The organism is Flavobacterium sp. N2038 (assembly GCF_025947185.1).
In the GTDB taxonomy this organism is placed as follows: domain Bacteria; phylum Bacteroidota; class Bacteroidia; order Flavobacteriales; family Flavobacteriaceae; genus Flavobacterium.
Genome location: NZ_CP110001.1, coordinates 1,945,189 through 1,964,846 on the forward strand (window position 1 = coordinate 1,945,189; position 19,658 = coordinate 1,964,846).

A 19,658-nucleotide genomic window follows, 5' to 3' on the forward strand; every position below is an offset into this window, starting at 1 on the left:
TAAAGTGATTTGTAATTACCTATTTTTTTACGATATCGATTTGTTAGTTAAAGCCATTTATTTATCATTTCCCTGATAAATTTAAAAGATGTTAAAAGAAACATTTGATTATTTGCCTCATTTTTTGCCTCTATTTTTTTGTTTCCGATTAGTTAAATTGTTCAATAATCATAAAATAATTGAGACTTATGAAGAATAAATTACTTTCATTGTTTTTACTTTTTGGTATTTATACGGCTTACGCTCAGGTTGGTATTGGAACACCAATGCCTAATGCTTCAGCTCAGTTAGAAGTTGTAGCAACTGATAAAGGGGTATTAATTCCCAGGATTAATTTGACAGGTTCGACGGATATTACTACAATTAAGAATGGCAATGCAAATAGCCTATTAATATTCAATATAGCTAATACATCAGATGTAAAACCAGGATATTATTATTGGTATGACAACAAATGGAACAGAGTTGTTATATCAGATGAAATTACAGCAAGCCCGGGAACTGTTATTTACAACCCGGTTAATCAGCAGTTTAGTTATGTTGATGCTTCAGGAAACATGCAATCGCTCGATTTTAATGCGATTGTAAAAGCTAATGAAACTATAACAACCCAATCTCAGAATTTGACTTCGGGAGCAATAACCTATACGAATGAAGCAGGTACAGTAGTTACTTCACAAGTTGTAAGTACAGATCCCAATAATATTTTGACAGCTGGAATAGACGGAGGAGCTTTATTGACGCCATCTGTACTTTCAACAATAACAACAGTTTCTAATACAAGTTTAGGAAATGATTTAAGTACTACCGTAAACGGGGTAGCGGGAGCAGCAGTTCCAATTATTAATACAAATGCTACATCATTAACAGGAGCGAGTTTGCTTACCACAGTAAATGGTGTTGCAAGTACAGCATTGGACTTAACACCGGCAATTGCAGCGGGTACAACAAATGCTTTATCTGCTACTAATGGTAGTTTAATATCAACGGTAAACGGAGTAGCTACAACACCAGGTGTGCCAGTTTTAATATCGGCAGAGAATGCTTTAACGGTTATAGACGGAAATACCCGTTTAGGAGGAACACTCATCATTCCCACATCCATAAATACAGATGCAGCCAATACTTTAGCTGTTACTGGTTTGCAAACAGGAGCTTTAACAGATAATATAGTTGTAGCAGATGCTACTACGGGGGTTTTAAAAACAATAGTACCAAGTTCCATAATTCCGGTAACAACAGTTTCTAATACAAGTTTAGGAAATGATTTAAGCACTATCGTAAACGGAGTAGCCGGAGCTGCAGTTCCAATTATTAATACAAATGCTACATCATTAACAGGAGTGAGTTTGCTTACCACAGTAAATGGTGTTGCAAGTACGGCATTAGATTTAACTCCAGCCATCGCAGCGGGACAAACCATTACTAATTTAGCACAAGATCCTGCCAGTGGTCTGATAACTTATACAAATGAAAATGCTGTTAATCAAACCGCAGTTGTAACAAGTGCTGATGCTACAAATATTTTAGAAGTTGGAACAGACGGAGGAAGTTTATTGACTCCGGCAGCTATTACGAGTGCTACAACAGTTTCAAATGCTAGTTTAGCTAATAATTCAACCGTAACAGTAAATGGAGTAACTAGTACAGGAGCTCCAATTGTGAACAGCAATGCGACTTCACTAACCGGAACAAGTTTAACTACGACAGTAAACGGAGTTGCAAGTACAGCATTAGATTTAACTCCAGCCATTGCAAGTGCTACAACAGTTTCAAATGCTAGTTTGGCTAATAATTCAACCGTAACAGTAAATGGGGTAACTAGCACGGGAGCTCCAATTGTGAATAGCAATGCGACTTCGCTAAGCGGGACAAGTTTAATTACTACTGTGAACGGAGTTGCAAGTACGGCATTGGACTTAACTCCAGCCATCGCAGCGGGACAAACCCTTACTAATTTAACACAAGATCCTGCCAGTGGTCTGATAACTTATACAAATGAAAATGCTGTTGATCAAACCGCAGTTGTAACAAGTGCTGATGCTACAAATATTTTAGAAGTTGGAACAGACGGAGGAAGTTTATTGACTCCGGCAGCTATTGCAAGTGCTACAACAGTTTCAAATGCAAGTTTGGCTAATAATTCAACCGTAACGGTAAATGGAGTAACTAGCACGGGAGCTGCAATTGTGAACAGCAATGCGACTTCATTAAGTGGAACAAGTTTAATTACTACTGTGAACGGAATTGCAAGTACGGCATTGGACTTAACTCCTGCAATTGCAGCGGGACAAACCCTTACTAATTTAGCACAAGATCCTGCCAGTGGTCTGATAACTTATACAAATGAAAATGCTGTTGATCAAACCGCAGTTGTAACAAGTACTGATGCTACAAATATTTTAGAAGTTGGAACAGACGGAGGAAGTTTATTGACTCCGGCAGCTATTACAAGTGCTACAACAGTTTCAAATGCAAGTTTAGCTAATAATTCAACCGTAACGGTAAATGGAGTAACTAGCACGGGAGCTCCAATTGTGAATAGCAATGCGACTTCACTAACCGGAACAAGCTTAATTACGACAGTAAATGGAGTTGCAAGTACGGCATTAGATTTAACACCTGCAATTGCAGCGGGTACAACAAATACTTTATCTGCTACTAATGGTAGTTTAATATCAACGGTAAACGGAGTAGCTACAACACCAGGTGTGCCAGTTTTAATATCGGCAGAGAATGCTTTAACGGTTATAGACGGAAATACCCGCTTAGGAGGAACACTCATCATTCCAACATCCATAAATACAGATGCCGCCAATACTTTAGCTGTTACTGGTTTACAAACAGGAGCTTTAACAGATAATATAGTTGTAGCGGATGTTACTACGGGGGTTTTAAAAACAATAGTACCAGGTTCCATAATTCCGGCAACAACAGTTTCTAATACAAGTTTAGGAAATGATTTAAGCACTACCGTAAACGGAGTAGCCGGAGCAGCAGTTCCAATTATTAATACAAATGCTACATCATTAACAGGAGCAAGTTTGCTTACCACAGTAAATGGCGTTTCAAGTACTGCATTGGACTTAACACCGGCAATTGCAGCGGGAGAAACTACTACTGATTTGGTTCAGAATACCGCTACAGGAAGTATCACATATACAAATGAGGATGCTGTTGCTCAGACCGCTGTTATAAGAAGTTCAGATTCAGGTAATATTATTACTGTTGGAACTGATGGAGGAAGTTTTATAGATTCAGCAACTATTAAAGCGAATGAAACCATAACAACGATAACTCCGATAGTAACAACCGGAAGCACCATTGCAACCTATACTAATGAATCAGGAGGAACTCCGGTAGATATTAAACAGACTCTTACATCTTTAACAGATGTTGTGACACAAGTTACAGATCCGTCAGGAAGCATCAAAGATGTGCACACATTGACTTATACAGACGAATCAAATACTTCTTTTCCAATTGATTTATCAATTCTGGTAAAAGGGGTTGAAACATTAACATCATTAAATTATGATGGGACTGCTCATTCCTTAATTTACAATGATGAAGCCGGAAATGCAACAGAGTTTAAAATGGTCGATTTAATAGGGGATTCTGAAACATTGACCACTCTGGCAGTAAATTCTACTACCGGTACATTAGATTATACTGATGAGGATAAAGTTTTAACTCCATTAGATTTAAGTGCAGCAGTAAAAGAACCTTGGTATAGTGCAACAACTCATATTGGAGCAACATTAAATGCTGAAGATATTTATACCGGTGGCTGGGTAGGGATTGGGTTTACTGCTCCATCAACAGCTCTTAACGAAAAACTGAGAGTAAATGGCGCAATAACAACAGTTAACAGTTATTATGCTGATTATGTTTTTGAAGACTATTTTAATGGATTCTCTAAAATTAAAACAGATTATAAATTCAAACGCTTGTCTGAGATAGAGGAATTTATTAAAATAAACAGACATCTTCCGGGTATAACTTCTATAAATGAACTAGTCAAAACAAAAGAAGGTTATTCCTTTAATATGTCAGAATTATCAGTTCAGTTATTAGAAAAAACAGAAGAAATTTATCTTCATATTATAGAACAGAATAAAGAAATTGAAGCCAAAGACAAAGAAATAAAAGAATTAAAAGAAGCTTCAAGATTGATGAATCTACGTTTAGAAAAATTGGAAAAGCTTATAGTGGATAAAAAATAATAATAAAAGTCAATTATTAGTGTTCGACATTGAGAGTTTAATATCAACTAAAAAATAATAAATATTATTTTAGATTTAAATGCTAAGATTATGAAAATAACAATATCTAAAAAGCAAAAAAAAGGTTTTGCACTACTCTTCAGTTTGTTCTGTTTCTGTTCTGTTATTGCTCAGGGAAATAATGCAAAAATAAAAGACGGAACAATAAGTACCGGAGCAGAACAAGCTAAACCTGGAGCTATTTTTGAATTAGAAAGTAATAATAAAGGAATGTTAACTTCACGATTAACAACTGCACAGCGAGATGCGATACCGGTTGCTAACTTAACAGATGGGTTGTTGATTTATAATGTAACTACCGGATGTTTTGATTATTGGAGTCAAATACAAAACATTTGGTTAAGTATGTGTGGTACGCTACCTCCGGCAGTATTTAATATTACTTCTGCACAATGTAGTCTGGTACAGGCTTGGGGATCATACAAGCAAGGAGAAATGTTGATAGCATCTAATTATTTAACAATTCCTGTTACAGTGACACAGCCCGGGGTTTATTCAGTTTCGGCAACTACAACTAATGGATATTATTTTGGTGCAAGCGGAACCTTTCCTACTGCAGGAACCTATACCTTAAATTTACCGGGTACAGGTACACCTAATAATGGATATGTTATACCAGATCCCGGAGATGCAGTTAATATTGCTTTAAATGGAAAAACGAGTTCTTGTATTCCTCATATTTTTGTTGAAAATGCCAATGTTGATTATGTTGTAAACTGTGGTGTTATAAATTCGTTGGGGAATTATAATGTTGGTATTCCTTTAACAGAATCAAATAAATTAACAGTAAGCGTAAATCCCACAGTTCTTGGGTTTTGGAGTATGAACACCAATGTCGTAAACGGGTATTCTTTTAGTGGAACAGGGACATTTACAAGTTTAACACCTAATCAAACCATTGAGTTGTTAGGAACAGGAACCCCTATTGCATCTGGGATAAATAATTTTAATCTTGTTTCTAATGCTACAACTCAGGCTACAGCATCATGTACTGGTATTCCGGTTACAGTTCAAACAATTGCCTATACTATGAATTGTTTAAGCGCAACACAAAATGGCACCTATTTACAGGATGTTGCATTAAGTACTTCTAACACAATAACACTGCCAATAACTGTTACAGCAACAGGGCAAACTACAATTTCAACCACTACTGCTAACGGAATTACATTTACTTCCGGCTTGATAAATTTATCAACTTTAGGGGTACAAAATGTAACATTAACAGGTTCAGGAACACCTGTAGCTTCAGGAACAACATCTCTAACAGTTTCGGGAAGCCCGGGCGCTGTTGCAACATGTTCATTAAGTGTAACCATAGCGGCTCAACCTGTAACATATACTACAAACTGTGCAGGAATTACAACTAGCGGTAGTTATTCACCGGGAATAGCAATGACTGCAACAAATACGATGACCGTTCCGGTAAATGTAACCTATGTGGGAGCGTACACCATTACAACAAATACTGTAAATGGAATTAGTTTCTCAGGAACAGGAACATTTGCAACAACAGGAGCACAAAATGTAGTGATGACGGCAACGGGAACTCCTACTGATGGTGGTACTTTTTCTTACGCAATTAGTGCTAATAGTACCAATGGAAGTATTACTTGTTCTAAATCAGTTTTATGTGCATTTAGAGCAATGAAAATATTAGGATTGGGAGAAGGAATTTACCAGCCGGCAAGTACTACTACAACTTATACTGCAAGATCAGTATTAGCATCTTCTGCCAATTTTGGTCCCACAGGTACAGTTCAGATAGAGCAGGCACTTACTTTTGTAAATGGGGCATATTCTGTAGGAACAGCCCTAAAAAATCTTATTAATACCAATAATATTGATATTATTTATGTTGGATACAACTGGTATTATTATACAGATGCACCTACAATACAGGTTTTAAACGATTTTGTTAAAGTGAAAAAAGGGGTGTTAATTTTTGCTAACGAAAGGCTGCAGGCAAAAGATGTAATCGATGGTATTTGTGGGTCTAATATTACTATTTCTACAACCAATAGTGGTTATATTTATAATGTTACAACTACGCCCGATCCTATTTTAAGTGGTCCTTTTGGGGATCTTACAGGTAAACTTTTAGGAGGCGATGGTACTAATTCTGTTTTTATCAGTAACGGAGTTCCGGCAAATACAACATCATTGGCAACGCAGGGTACAAATATCTTTGGAATTAAACATAATACGTTAGGTTTTGTATTTTTAGGTGATGGAGGTTTTAATGCAGGTTATTCAGGAAATACTAGTACAGGATCATATCCTGCAGCTGTTTCTGCAACAGGTTTGCCGCTAACCAAAGCGTATTCAGGTGGTACAATATACAACAGTATTTTGTATGCCAATACGATGGCATGGGCAATTAAATATGCGCAGCAAAATACGAATAGTACATATGTCCTTCCTTAATGACAATTGAAACATAAAATACCTCTCTTGTAGATTTATAATAGAGGTGTTTATAATATCATATTTTTTATGTGCATTAGACATCATTTTAAATAAAGTAATATGAACAAGATTTATATAAAGATTAGCATTGTATTAATACTTTTTATTGATCATCTTTCAGCGCAAACAGTCAATTTAGGCGATTTGTCAATTGCGCCAAATGCACAGTTTGCCACGTTATTTGATTTTGATAATAAGTCAAGCGGAGATTTTTTAATCGATGGAGATTTTATTACTTATGCAGATTTTAATAATGACGGATTAGTTACTTATAGTACAATTAGTAACGGAAAATCATTTTTTGTCGGAACACAGGAACAGCTTATCAAGGGGCTGCAAATTGCACATTTTCAAAATATTATTTTTGATAATGTATCATCATTAGTACCTTTTCATTTAAGTACATCAATCGAAATTGGCAATAATGCAGCATTTAAAAACGGAATAATAGATGCTGATAGTTATAATGGAAAAATGATTTTCGATGAAAATGCCTTTCACTCGAATGCCAGCAACCTGAGTTTTGTTGATGGTGAAGTAGAAAATTTAGGAAATCTGGAATTTGAATTTCCTATTGGAGATGATGTATATTTTAGACCTTCTTATCACAATAAAGCGGTAAATGAAAGTAATATTTATACCACTCAATATCTTTTTGAAACTGCAGGAATCCTTTATCCTTATACAAGTAAAGAAGAGTCGATACTATCTATTGATGAAGTAGAGTATTGGAATGTGATTCAGGATCAGGGGAGTGAAAAAATTGTTTTAAGTCTTACCTTAGATACTCGTACAACTCCCGCTTCTTTTTTTGAAGAAAATGCTGATACAGAATTGGCGATAGTACGCTGGGATGATACTGCTTCAAAATGGATCAATGAAAAAGGAGTAACTACGGATCTTCTGACCGGTGCAGACTATACTAAAATGATTACCACACAAGTTACCGGATATGGTCTTTTTGCAATTGCAATTGTCAAAAAAAAGCATATTGTTCCTGATCATGATATTACTGTTTTTAATGCAATATCTCCAAATGGAGATGGTATTAATGACAGTTTTTATATAAAAGGAATTGATAAATATCCTGAAAACAGGGTCGAAATATACAACCGTTGGGGAGTAAAAGTTTATGATGCTGATTCGTACAATGAGAGCGATGTTATGTTCAAAGGATATTCTGACGGACGTGATACAGTTAATAGAAATGCCGGACTTCCGTCAGGTACCTATTTTTATATCCTAAAATATAAGAAAGGAAACGAAACAATTAGTAAAACAGGATATTTATATATTAGTAGTGATAAATAAGATGTTGGAAAAATATGTGAAAAAAGCCCCCGATGATTAATTAGATAATAGATTGAAAAAATGCATCAACCCAAAAACAAAAAGCCTGTAAACATTAAGTTTACAGGCTTTTTTTGTGGATTTATCAGGAATTATTCTTATTAAATACTGTTTCAATTATTGATAAGTAAATATTCAAGACTTTATATTTGTAATGTATTTCTTATATTTGTTATTACTGTGTTTTTTATGACTAACTAAAAAAGTGTTGTCAACTGAATGAAATGCACTTTCAATCTTAAAGAGCCAGATTTTTAGGTGAGTAACCTAGTGATATGGATAAATAGTATTTTTTAATTGAGGTAGTTTTTTATGAAAATAGCAAAAATAAAATCTTCGGATTACAAAGACATTCAGAGAATATACAATTATTATGTACAAAAAACACCCTTTACTTTTTCTGATGAGTTAATGAAAGATAGTGAGGCCATTCAATTAACAAACGATGGAATAAAATATGCAGGATACATTGCTTTGAAAGATGAGATAGTTATAGGTTTTGGTATTGCCTATCCTTTTCGAGTAGAAAACATTTTTAATAAGACAATAAAATTGACATACTTTTTAAATCCTACTTATTTAAGAAAAGGTATAGGAACTAAAATTTTAAATCACCTTTTTGCAGAATTAAAAGAAAAAGGATTTAAAGAAATAATAGTTAATATATCTTCTTTAAATAAACCAAGTATTGAATTTCATAAAAAAATTGGGTTTGTGGAGTGTGGTTTTTTTCAAAATATTGGCACAATTAAGGAACAGGAAGTTAGTATGGTATGGATGCAAAAGAAAATATAGAAATGATACAAAAATTAGCTGATAGTTTCATTAAAAGTCTATTTCATGATATGAACAAAAGCTAATTAAAAGATTAGAAGAATTGGAATTTACTCAAAAACGTTATTTAAACGATGGAAAACTGGTCAATTTTGAGAATAAATATTTTCCAGTATGATAAAAATTTATTAACACTTAATTATCAACCTAAAAACAAAAAGCCTGTAAACATTGAGTTTACAGGCTTTTTTGTGGAGTCGCCGGGAATCGAACCCGGGTCCAAACAAGCAACTAAAGAGCTTTCTACACGCTTATTTCCTGATTAGATTTTCGTTGTTAAGCTAGGCCAGAAACAGCCACCGAACACTTATCTTCTTAATTTTCGAAACCCACCCGAAGCTCATAGATATCTAGGTTTATTTTTACGGTTCCCCTTGACGGAACGCCACAAACCAAGGCTTTCCAGGAGAATCCAGCTTCTCTACCTTGTAGAGACGTGGCGCAATCTTACTATGATTCGGATTATGCAGCTAAAGCGTAATTATTTTCGCCGTGTAAAATTTTGAGATCTTATATTTACGAGCAAGGTCTCAATGCTCGACGTGCTTACTGTTCAATTCGACTTGCTGTCAAAACCAGTCGACCCCAAAAATAAGTTTGCAAATTTATGCTATTTGAAATTACTTTCTATTAAAAATTTCAGAAAAAATAGTCAAAAGTTGTAAAGTCAAAAGTCGAAACTCCAAGAGCGAAAGTAAAAAGTTATAAAGTTTTTAAAGTCAAAAGATTACTTTCTGTTGCTTCTCTTTATTTTTCCATAATTGGTATGTTTAAAAAAGAACAAAATTAATATTGTCAACTGCTTTACGACTTTACGACTTTATGACTATGTTACTCTTCGTCTTTAAAATTAAAAGGATAATCTCCAAATATTGGTGCCAATTTACGCACTGCATAAGTATTTCTGGTCATTTTATTAGAAAGGGCAATAATCGTAACGCCTTCTTTCTTTAAAGTAATGTAAGATGAAGTATTACCGTGCCACCAGCCATTATGAAAATAAAAGTTTTGTCCTGTTTCCCAGTTAATCATTCTAATTCCTAAACCATAATTTTTAGTTCCTTTACGCTCATTGCTATAACCGGTGTAAACTTGTTTTAGTAAAGCAGGTTTTAAGAAATCCGGTGATTGTCTTGCGCGATCAAATTTTAAAAGATCTCTGACAGTAGAAAAAACGTTCTTATCTCCGTAAACATTATCTAAATAGTCGAAACCAATTTCTGCGCCATTTCCTTTATATGATGGAACAATTTTTTTTCTGTCTTTATCGTCATCAAAAACATAAGTATGAGTCATACCTAAAGGTTTGAAAATCATTTGAGACATTGCTTCTTTAAATTTTAAACCAGTTATTTTTTCAACAATTAAGGCTAGCATGGCATAATTGGTATTGCAATAGCTAAAACGTGTTCCCGTTTTAGACTCCAAGCCAATATCTTTTGTTGCCAAAATATTTAATATATCCTGATTAGTAAGTTGGTTATGTCTGTCCCAAACCGATTTATCATGATCTGTAAAATAGGCATAATTGCGCATTCCGGTACGATGACTTAGAAGCATTCTTATCGTGCAGTCTTCGTATGGAAATGTTTTTAAAATAGTATTTACTTTCTGGTCTAGATCAATTTTTCCAGCATTTACAAGTTTTAAAATTGCGGTAGCTGTTAAAACTTTGCTCACAGAAGCAATTTGCACCGGTGTATCGGCGGTTATTTTGGTACCTTCATTTTTATTAGCAAAACCATTGTATCGTTCAAAAATTATTTGTCCGTTTCTGGCAACCAAAAAACTACCGTTCATGCTATTATTTGGCCAGTTTTTGTTGTAAAAATGATTAATTCTGCCTGTTACTGAATTTTTATAAGCCTGTGATATTTTCTTTTCGGGACCTAAAGGCTTCATTTTAGGTAATGTATCTTCAACTGTGGGAGTAGTGGCTGAGTCTGTTTTTTTGTCTTTACCACACGAACTCAAAACTAGTATTGAGAAAAGTATTTGTGGTATCTTTGTTTTTTTAAGGAAAATCATTTGCATCGTTCTTTAAAAACAAATATATCGAATTCAATTTTGATGTTTTCGCATTTTAGGCACTTAAAAACACCTCTTTAACATAGTTTTAACTATTCTGTCATATAGTAGTTTGTTTTTCAGTATCTAATGGTTTTGAAACATTCTAAATAATAAATTAAAGATAAAACTTTAACTAAATTTGTTATATTTGAAACAAAAACTACCAAAAAAGTTATATTATTAAAAGTAAAAAGACCTTATAAATGAAATTTGGAATAATAAAAGAAAGAAAAAACCCGCCAGATCGTCGTGTGGTATTTGCTCCGGATGAGCTTGCGAAATTAAAACAACAATATCACAATGCAACTGTTGAAGTAGAAAGCTCTGATATCAGAATATTTTCTGATGATGATTATAAAAACATGGGAATTACAATTACAGATGATGTTTCTGATGCTGATGTTTTATTTGGCGTAAAAGAAGTTCCGGTTGAAAATTTGATTCCAAATAAAGCATATTTCTTTTTTTCCCATACCATCAAAAAACAGCCGCACAATAGAAAATTATTGCAAGCGATTCTGGAAAAAAACATTGATTTGTATGATCATGAAACCATTGTTAATGAACATGATCATCGTTTAATTGGTTTCGGAAAATATGCCGGAATGGTTGGTGTTTACAACGGAATTCGTGCTTTCGGTTTAAAATTTGAATTGTTTAAACTTCCAAAAGCAGAAACACTTTCTGGAAAAGAGGCTTTGATTATGCATTTAAAGCGTATCACAATGCCAGCCTTAAAATTTGTTGTTACCGGAACTGGAAAAGTTGGTAGCGGAGCAAAAGAAATTCTGGATGCTATAAAAGTAAAAGAAATCACGGTTGATAATTATTTAAACAAAAAATACACACAGGCTGTTTATGTTCAGCTAGATGTTTTAGAGTATAACAAGCGTAAAGATGGACAAGTTCTGGATTTTAAGGATTTTGTAGCGCATCCTGAAGAATATGTTTCAGATTTTGAAAGATTTACGAAGGTTTCGGATATCTATTTTGCCGGACATTTTCATGCGAGTAATGCACCAATGATTTTAACTCGTGAAATGCTCAATGCAAGTGATTGTAAATTGAAAGTTGTGGCAGATATTTCCTGTGATGTAAATGGACCAATTGCCTGTACAATTCGTTCTTCGACTATTGCAGAACCTATTTATGGATACTTTCCTCTTGAAGATAAAGAGGTAGATGTGTTTCATCCGGCAGCTGTGGCTGTAATGGCAGTAGATAATTTACCTTGTGAAATTCCGAAAGATGCGAGTGAAGGTTTTGGTGAGCAATTTATGGAATTTGTTATTCCGGCTTTCTTTAACGGAGATAAAGATGGAATCTTAAAGCGTGCTAAAATCACAGAAAAAGGAAAACTTACTCCAAGATTCAGCTATTTGCAGGATTATGTAGACGGTAAATGAGTTATGAATTATTAGTTATGAGTTTTGCTCATTGTTAAATTATAAAAAAGGTAAAAACATTATGTTTTTACCTTTTTGTTTTAAGAGAATTATGATTTTGTAAGTTAACTCATAACTCAAAATTCAAAATTCATAACTTGAAATTAAACCATCTCCTCAGGTTTTACCCAGGCATCAAAGTCTTCTGCAGTTACGTAGCCTAAACGTACTGCTTCTTCTTTTAAAGTTGTTCCGTTTTTATGAGCGGTTTGAGCAATTTCGGCGGCTTTGTAATAGCCTATTTTAGTGTTTAAAGCGGTAACAAGCATTAGAGAGTTGTCTACTAACTCTTTGATGCGTTTATAATTTGGTTCGATTCCCTGAGCACAATGTTCGTCAAATGAAATGCAGGCATCACCTAATAAATGAGCAGATTGTAAAAAGTTTGCGGCCATAACAGGTTTGAAAACATTTAGTTCATAATGTCCCTGCATTCCACCAACAGCAATTGCCATATCATTTCCAATTACCTGGGCACAAACCATTGTTAAGGCTTCGCATTGTGTTGGATTTACTTTTCCGGGCATAATTGAAGATCCAGGCTCATTTTCCGGAATATGAATTTCCCCAATGCCTGAACGTGGTCCCGAGGCCAACATTCTTACATCATTTGCAATTTTATTTAAAGAAACCGCCAATTGTTTTAGTGCTCCGTGTGTTTCAACAATTGCATCGTGTGCTGCAAGCGCTTCAAATTTATTCTCTGCGGTTACAAAAGGATGATTGGTAAATTTTGCAATATATTCGGCAACTTTTACATCATATCCTTTTGGAGTGTTAAGACCGGTTCCAACTGCAGTTCCGCCCAAAGCGATTTCAGATAAATGTGTCAGTGTATTTTTTAAAGCTTTTAATCCGAAGGCTAATTGAGTAGCATAACCGGAAATTTCCTGTCCTAAAGTGAGCGGTGTTGCATCCATAAGGTGTGTACGGCCAATTTTGACAACATCCTTGAATTCTATCGCTTTTTTGACAAGAGTTGTATGTAGTTTTTCTACTCCTGGAATTGTGGTTTCTACAACCATTTTGTAGGCTGCAATATGCATTCCGGTCGGGAAGGTGTCATTTGATGACTGTGATTTATTGACATCATCGTTGGCTTTGATGAATTGTTCGCCTTCGCCAATTTCAAAACCTTTAAGAACCTGAGCACGGTTAGCAATTACTTCATTAACATTCATGTTACTTTGCGTTCCCGAACCTGTTTGCCAGATTACCAATGGAAATTGATCGTCTAGTTTTCCTTCGAGAATTTCGTCACACACTGCTGCGATGGCATCTCTTTTTTCGATTGGTAAAACGCCTAAATCGTAATTAGCATAAGCGGCTGCTTTTTTTAAGTAAGCAAAACCTTCTATAATTTCTTTTGGCATAGATGCCGATGGTCCTATTTTAAAATTATTTCTGGAACGTTCTGTTTGTGCTCCCCAATACTTATCGGCAGGGACCTGAACTTCGCCCATGGTGTCTTTTTCTATACGGTATTTCATTTTGTTGTTTGTAAAATGTTATTTAAAAAATGTAAAGTGTATTTGTCTTATCTTTTGAAAACGAGTTCTATAGCCCTGATGGAAGCGGCATCCTTTTATGGTGGCGTTCACCATAAAAGATATAGCGGACAGCAGGAAGCAGCTCCCGAAAATTAGTATAATTTTTAATAAACTCTTTGTTTAAAAGGCCTCGCAATCAAAAAAAAGCTTATTTAAAATGAGTATAAATATACGCATAAATGTTATTTCATGAAAATTGATTTAGATTTTATTGCTGAAAAACAATATATAACCTACATTTGTCGTAACATTCAAAAATTCCGGAAAACATGTTTGAATTTTCACAGTACTTAGGCTTTTTACTTTTCTTAACCATTCTTACTATAGGATTTTGGTTAATGTTTTTCTTAGTTGGTTTCGTATCTTATTGGGTTACGGGAGCAAGCTGGGAAATGTTCAAAGAAAAGAGAGCTAAAAAAAGACAAGAAGAGCAATCTATTTAATTTTAGATTGATGTCATAAAAAAAGAACCCTTTTGGGTTCTTTTTTTTGTTTAAAAGAGAAATTCCAAATTCCAATCTTTCATTGGTAAATTCTAAAAAAGAAATTCCAAATCCCAATTGGTAAAGTTGGAATTTGGAATTTGAGATTTTTAGTATTGGAATTTTAGTTAATGTTAACCTGGAAAGTCTCCGCCGCCATCACCTTCTTTAGGCTGTCCGCCTTTTTCTCTTTCACTTTTTGGTTTGTTGAAACGATAAGTGAATGATAAGTTGAACTGACGTTTACGAAATTGCATTTCGCTATAAGATGTCTGGCTTTCAAGAGTTGTAGCATTTTGAAGGTACGTATAGGATCTCATAATTCTTGAGTTGAAAATATCGCTGATGTTGAAAGCAATTGTTCCTTTGTCTTTTAGAACATCTTTGCTAAATGCAGTATTCATCCCAAATTGATCTAAGTTTTTTCCCTGAGCTGTTTTTTGTTCACCATTGTATGTGGCGTTTAATTGCCAGTCTATTTTGTAAGGTAAAGTTAATTTTGAGTTGATTCTGGCAAACCAGGTGTTGGCTTGATTGTCAAGATTTTGTACAACTGTATTGCCATTGAAATCAACATAAGTGTTTTCTCCCGTTGTTTTTACATTGTAAAGGTTGAAGTTACTGTTAATTCTCCACCATTTGAAAGGAGTATAATTGAATGTGAATTCGAAACCAAATTTTTGCTCTTTTCCTAGGTTAATAGGTCGGTTTAGAATAACCGGAATACCATCAACTAATTTACCATTTGGAGTTCTCACAAAGCTGAAAACATCTTTTGTATCTTCAAAATAAGCAGATGAACTGAAAGTTACTTTATCCCAACGCTTGATGTAGCCAATATCGTACTTGTCAGTTAAAGACGGATCTAAATCCGGATTTCCCTGAAAAATATTGATGTTACTTGAATAGTTAACCGCAGGATTCATAAAACGTCCTCTTGGTCTTGTTAAGCGTTTACTGTAACTTGCTGTAAAATTACTCTGATCTGAAATTTCGTAGCTAATAAATGCGCTAGGAAAGAGGTTGTTGTATTTTTTTGTATTGAAATCATTCGTGTCTAATAAGTTGACATGAATGTTGGTGTCTTCCCAGCGTAAACCAAATAAATAAGAGAATTTATTTACTTTAAGACCATATTGCGTGTAAATCGCGTTGATGTTTTCTTTGTATTCTAAGGTATTTGATAAGTTCGGATCTTTTACGTCATTTTCATCTTTTACAAAATACTCATTATTCAAATCTCCAAAACTACCTTTATATCCGGCCTCAAATTGACTTCCTTTTCCTAATGGCAAAACATAATCGGCTTGTAATAATACTTGTTTTTGAACCTGGTCGTTTAATGTTGTATTGTAATTTGGAGAAGCTGTGATGGTGCTGTTACTGTCATCATCATTTTTTGAAATCGATAAGTCGGCGGTAAGTTTGTGTCCTTTATCGTTAAAATTTTTAATTAAATTAGAAGTGTATTCTATATTTTGATTTCCGGTATCACCATTGTTTAAACGGAAAGAGGTTCCTGTAAAGTTATGTGATGCATCGAAATTGTTGTAATTAATTAAATCTCTTGTATCTCCCGAGTTTTTTTGATAATTGATAGCATTTGTCCAGAAAGTGGTTGGAGTAATAGTCCATTCAACTCCGGCTCTTCCGTTAAAACCATCCGAAGTTCTTTTGGTATCGCGATCTTCATCCAGATATCCTTTAGGAGTTCCGTTAGCGTTTAAATATTCGGTATTAGTTAAACCGGAACCTTCATTGGTTCTATGGTTGTATCCCATAGTGGTGAAGTAGTTTAATTTTTCGGTTTTATAATTTAAGTTGGCACTTAAACCATATGCTTCAGGAATTCCTGTTGAGGCAATAAAAGTACCGTTAAAGCCTTGGTTTTTACCTTTTTTTAGAATAATATTGATTAATCCTGAACCTCCTTCGGCATCATAACGTGCAGATGGATTGGTGATTACTTCAACTTTATCGATGGCATCGGCAGGAAGCTGACGTAGAGCCTCAGCAATATTTATGGCTGTTGATGGGCGCCCGTCTATTAAAATTCTGATATTATCACTTCCTCTTAAGCTTACATTTCCTTCGGTATCAACAGAAACTGAAGGAACATTGTCAAGAACATCACTTACAGTTCCTCCTTTTACCATCATGTCCTGACCAACATTATAAACTTTTTTGTCTAGTTTAATTTCAACTGTCGATTTCTCAGCACGAACAACTACTTCGCTTAATTGCGCAGCATCTTCTGAAAGGTTTACAACTCCAAGATTGGTGTCTCCTGAGATATTTTTTCCTTTTATTTCGGTTGCTTTAAAAGAAATAAATTCAACCTTTATGTCATAGGTTCCCGGTGCAACTGCTACTTCAAATTCGCCTTTTGGATTGGTAATCCCTCCCGCTATAACTTTGGTATCATTTGGAGCCATAATCGATACAGTCGCATACTCCAGAGGTTGTTTGCTTACTTTCTCAAAAACTTTTCCGGTTACTTTTACCTTGTTCTTACCAGGAGGTGCCTGTTGTGCGTAGTTGTAAAAACTTGTAAAAAACAGCACAAGGAGTACAGCAAATTTCAATTTTTTCATTGTGATTTTTGGTTTCTTTTGATCGTTAGACGACAAATGTAGCTTTTGGTTTAAAGAGCTGAATCACAAAAAAATGTTAATTTACCTTTTTATAATCAATCTAAAAAAGAAGCTACAAGGTCTAAATCTCGTCCAATAATTGCCTTTCCGTCTTTAATAACGATCGGACGTTCAATTAAAATAGGATGATCTGCCATTGCCTGAATAATTTCGTCATTGCTTAGATTCTTGCCTTTATAATTTTCTGTCCAGATAGCTTCTTTAACTCGTACTAATTGAATGGGATCCAGATTTAGTTTTTCTAGTAATTCTTTTAGCCCATTAAAACCTGGGGTATCTGTTAAATACGGAATGATTTCATATTCTTGTTTTGTCTGATCAATAAAAGCAAGACAGTTTCTAGATTTGCCACAACGTGGGTTATGATAAATTTGTATCATTTTGTTATATTTTAGATGTTCTACGACTGATAAAATAAAAAATTGGTATTTTAGCGAGACCAAAAGTAAGATTTAGTTACTAAATTGTATTCTCATTTAAATTTAAAATTTATGTTTTTAGAACAAGGAATTAAAACTCAAAATAAATTTGGGCTATATCTTGTAGGATCTGTCTTAATTATTATCGCTTCGTTTATTGGTCAGATCCCTTTTTCAGCGGCAGTTTTATATTCTAGTTTTATAAATAAAAAAGAAGTTCCGACAGATGATGCAGCGGTAATGAAAATCTTTGAACCAAATTTAACATTGTTTCTGGTAATGATTTCGTTTGCCTTTGCTTTGGTGGGTGTTTATTTTGTGGTAAAATATATTCATCATCAGACCTTTTTGTCTGTAACCACTTCCAGAAAAAAAGTAGATTGGAAACGTATTTTGTTTTCATTTGGGCTTTGGTCTTTTTTTTCGGTATTGAGTTTTGTCGCGGTTTATTTTAAATCACCAGAGAGTTTTGTTTGGAATTTTAAGTTGGTTCCGTTTCTGATTTTATTCGTTGTAGGTTCAGTATTGATTCCGATTCAAACTACTACAGAGGAATATGTTTTTAGAGGATATCTAATGCAGGGTTTTGCTAATCTGGCCAGAAATAGATGGTTTCCACTATTAATGACTTCAATTATTTTCGGAAGCTTGCATATTTTTAATCCTGAGGTTGAAAAAATGGGTTATATTGTAATGGTCTATTATATAGGGACTGGCTTGTTTTTAGGAGTTATTACGCTTATGGATGAAGGAATGGAATTAGCACTTGGTTTTCATGCGGCTAATAACCTGGTTGGGGCATTGTTAGTAACTTCAGATTGGTCAGTTTTTCAGACGCATTCTATTTTTAAGGATATGTCTGAGCCTTCAGCCGGTTTTGATGTGATTTTGCCAGTTGTAGTGGTTTATCCAATTTTGCTTTTTATCTTTAGTAAAAAATATAATTGGACCAATTGGAAAGAAAGATTAACGGGAGAAATTAATGTTTTGGAATCTTAAAAAGAAATAAATACCATGTTGGAGTTAACACATAAAAAAGTACACAACTATTTCAAATTAAACGGTTATCACTTAAACGCAAAAGATTTGTGTCGTGTAGGATACAGTTTTATAAAAGAAGGTGATGCTTATGAAAGAGCTATCGGAGAATTTTTTCTGGATTGGTTTGATCATAAGGATTATATCGAAATGACCACTTCTGGAACTACAGGACTTCCTAAATTGGTGAGATTAGAGAAGAAGGCAATGATTCAATCAGCATTGGCTACAGGAGATTTCTTTGGCCTGGAGCCAGGAAATAAAGCTTTGCTTTGTCTGCCAACGCAATTTATTGCAGGTAAAATGATGCTGGTTCGCAGTTTGATTTTAGGATTAGAATTAGATGTTGTTGTTCCAAGCACAGAGCCATTGGCTTATAATAATAAGCAGTATGATTTTGTAGCGATGGTACCTTTGCAAGTTCAAAATTCGATTGAAAAACTTGGAAATATAAAAAAGTTAATCATTGGCGGAGCAAAAATTGACAGCGCCCTTGAGGAGAAGCTTTTGCCATTAAAAACAGATATTTACGAAACCTACGGAATGACGGAAACCATAACGCATATTGCTGCTAAAAAAGTGGGAGTGAAAGCTTTTTCGATTTTGCCAAATGTAAAAATTCAGAAAGATGACCGTGGTTGTCTGGTAATTTATGTTTCGTCTATTTCTGATGAACCGATTGTTACTAATGATTTGATAGATTTAGTAAATGAAAACCAATTCACTTTTTTAGGAAGAATAGATAATGTTATAAATAGTGGAGGAGTGAAGCTGATTCCGGAACAGATAGAAGCTAAATTAATTGGAAAAATTACCAATAGGTTTTTTGTTACCGGAGTTCCCGATACGGTTTTAGGTGAAAAATTAATTTTGGTTATTGAAGGAGAAAAACAGGATTTTGCACCTGATTTTTTTGATGTTTTAGGGAAATTTGAAAAACCAAAAGAAATTGTTTTTGTTCCTAAATTTAAAGAAAATGAAAATGGAAAATTGTTACGTAAACCAAGTTTACAAGATTAAATTCCAATTCGTTATATAAATATTGAAGAAAAAATAAATCC

Annotated in this window: 12 protein-coding genes and 1 other RNA gene; 8 read left to right on the top strand and 5 right to left on the bottom strand. The window is 34.3% G+C overall.

All coding sequences use genetic code 11. The features are described 5' to 3' along the window. The first annotated feature begins 188 nt into the window (after positions 1 to 188). From OLM51_RS08885 to OLM51_RS08900, 4 genes are all read left to right on the top strand, one after another. Complete coding sequence (locus tag OLM51_RS08885) at positions 189 to 4,226, top strand: beta strand repeat-containing protein (RefSeq protein ID WP_264553963.1); 4,038 nt, start codon at positions 189 to 191, stop codon at positions 4,224 to 4,226. Between the two features lie 90 nt (positions 4,227 to 4,316). After that, positions 4,317 to 6,713, top strand: coding sequence for a hypothetical protein (locus tag OLM51_RS08890; protein WP_264553964.1), 2,397 nt, complete (start codon positions 4,317 to 4,319; stop codon positions 6,711 to 6,713). Positions 6,714 to 6,815: 102 nt separating this feature from the next. Beyond that, positions 6,816 to 8,066, top strand: a complete 1,251-nt coding sequence (locus tag OLM51_RS08895; protein WP_264553965.1) for a gliding motility-associated C-terminal domain-containing protein — start codon at positions 6,816 to 6,818, stop codon at positions 8,064 to 8,066. 351 nt (positions 8,067 to 8,417) lie between these two features. Then, entirely contained in the window at positions 8,418 to 8,900 is a 483-nt protein-coding gene (locus tag OLM51_RS08900; protein ID WP_264553966.1) for a GNAT family N-acetyltransferase, read from the top strand. Between the two features lie 228 nt (positions 8,901 to 9,128). Here the strand turns inward: OLM51_RS08900 and ssrA are convergent. Both ssrA and OLM51_RS08910 read right to left on the bottom strand, forming a co-directional pair. Then, positions 9,129 to 9,526, bottom strand: a transfer-messenger RNA (tmRNA) gene (gene ssrA, locus OLM51_RS08905). Positions 9,527 to 9,770: 244 nt separating this feature from the next. Further along, positions 9,771 to 10,973, bottom strand: a complete 1,203-nt coding sequence (locus OLM51_RS08910) for a serine hydrolase domain-containing protein (protein WP_264553967.1) — start codon at positions 10,971 to 10,973, stop codon at positions 9,771 to 9,773. Between the two features lie 239 nt (positions 10,974 to 11,212). On the opposite strand from OLM51_RS08910, the gene OLM51_RS08915 reads away from it, so the two are divergent. Further along, on the top strand, positions 11,213 to 12,415 hold the full coding sequence (locus OLM51_RS08915; protein ID WP_264553968.1) for an NAD(P)-dependent oxidoreductase: 1,203 nt from the start codon (positions 11,213 to 11,215) through the stop codon (positions 12,413 to 12,415). A gap of 143 nt (positions 12,416 to 12,558) precedes the next feature. On the opposite strand, the gene fumC is transcribed toward OLM51_RS08915, so the two are convergent. Beyond that, on the bottom strand, positions 12,559 to 13,944 hold the full coding sequence (fumC, locus tag OLM51_RS08920) for a class II fumarate hydratase (protein ID WP_264553969.1): 1,386 nt from the start codon (positions 13,942 to 13,944) through the stop codon (positions 12,559 to 12,561). Between the two features lie 329 nt (positions 13,945 to 14,273). Between fumC and OLM51_RS08925 the strand changes: the two genes are divergently transcribed. Further along, positions 14,274 to 14,447 (top strand): hypothetical protein, encoded by a 174-nt coding sequence (locus tag OLM51_RS08925; RefSeq protein ID WP_026984685.1) that lies wholly within the window; start codon positions 14,274 to 14,276, stop codon positions 14,445 to 14,447. Positions 14,448 to 14,620: 173 nt separating this feature from the next. On the opposite strand, the gene OLM51_RS08930 is transcribed toward OLM51_RS08925, so the two are convergent. Together OLM51_RS08930 and arsC are read right to left on the bottom strand one after the other, a co-directional pair. Then, on the bottom strand, positions 14,621 to 17,080 hold the full coding sequence (locus OLM51_RS08930; protein ID WP_264553970.1) for a TonB-dependent receptor domain-containing protein: 2,460 nt from the start codon (positions 17,078 to 17,080) through the stop codon (positions 14,621 to 14,623). Positions 17,081 to 17,175: 95 nt separating this feature from the next. Then, a complete protein-coding gene (gene arsC / locus OLM51_RS08935; RefSeq protein WP_264553971.1) occupies positions 17,176 to 17,520 on the bottom strand; it encodes an arsenate reductase (glutaredoxin) in 345 nt (114 codons plus the stop codon). Positions 17,521 to 17,631: 111 nt separating this feature from the next. On the opposite strand from arsC, the gene OLM51_RS08940 reads away from it, so the two are divergent. Further along, entirely contained in the window at positions 17,632 to 18,558 is a 927-nt protein-coding gene (locus tag OLM51_RS08940; protein ID WP_264553972.1) for a CPBP family intramembrane glutamic endopeptidase, read from the top strand. Positions 18,559 to 18,573: 15 nt separating this feature from the next. Continuing rightward, the gene (locus OLM51_RS08945) at positions 18,574 to 19,617 is read left to right on the top strand and encodes an AMP-binding protein (protein WP_264553973.1); all 1,044 of its coding nucleotides are present in this window, start codon (positions 18,574 to 18,576) and stop codon (positions 19,615 to 19,617) included. Positions 19,618 to 19,658: the final 41 nt, after the last annotated feature.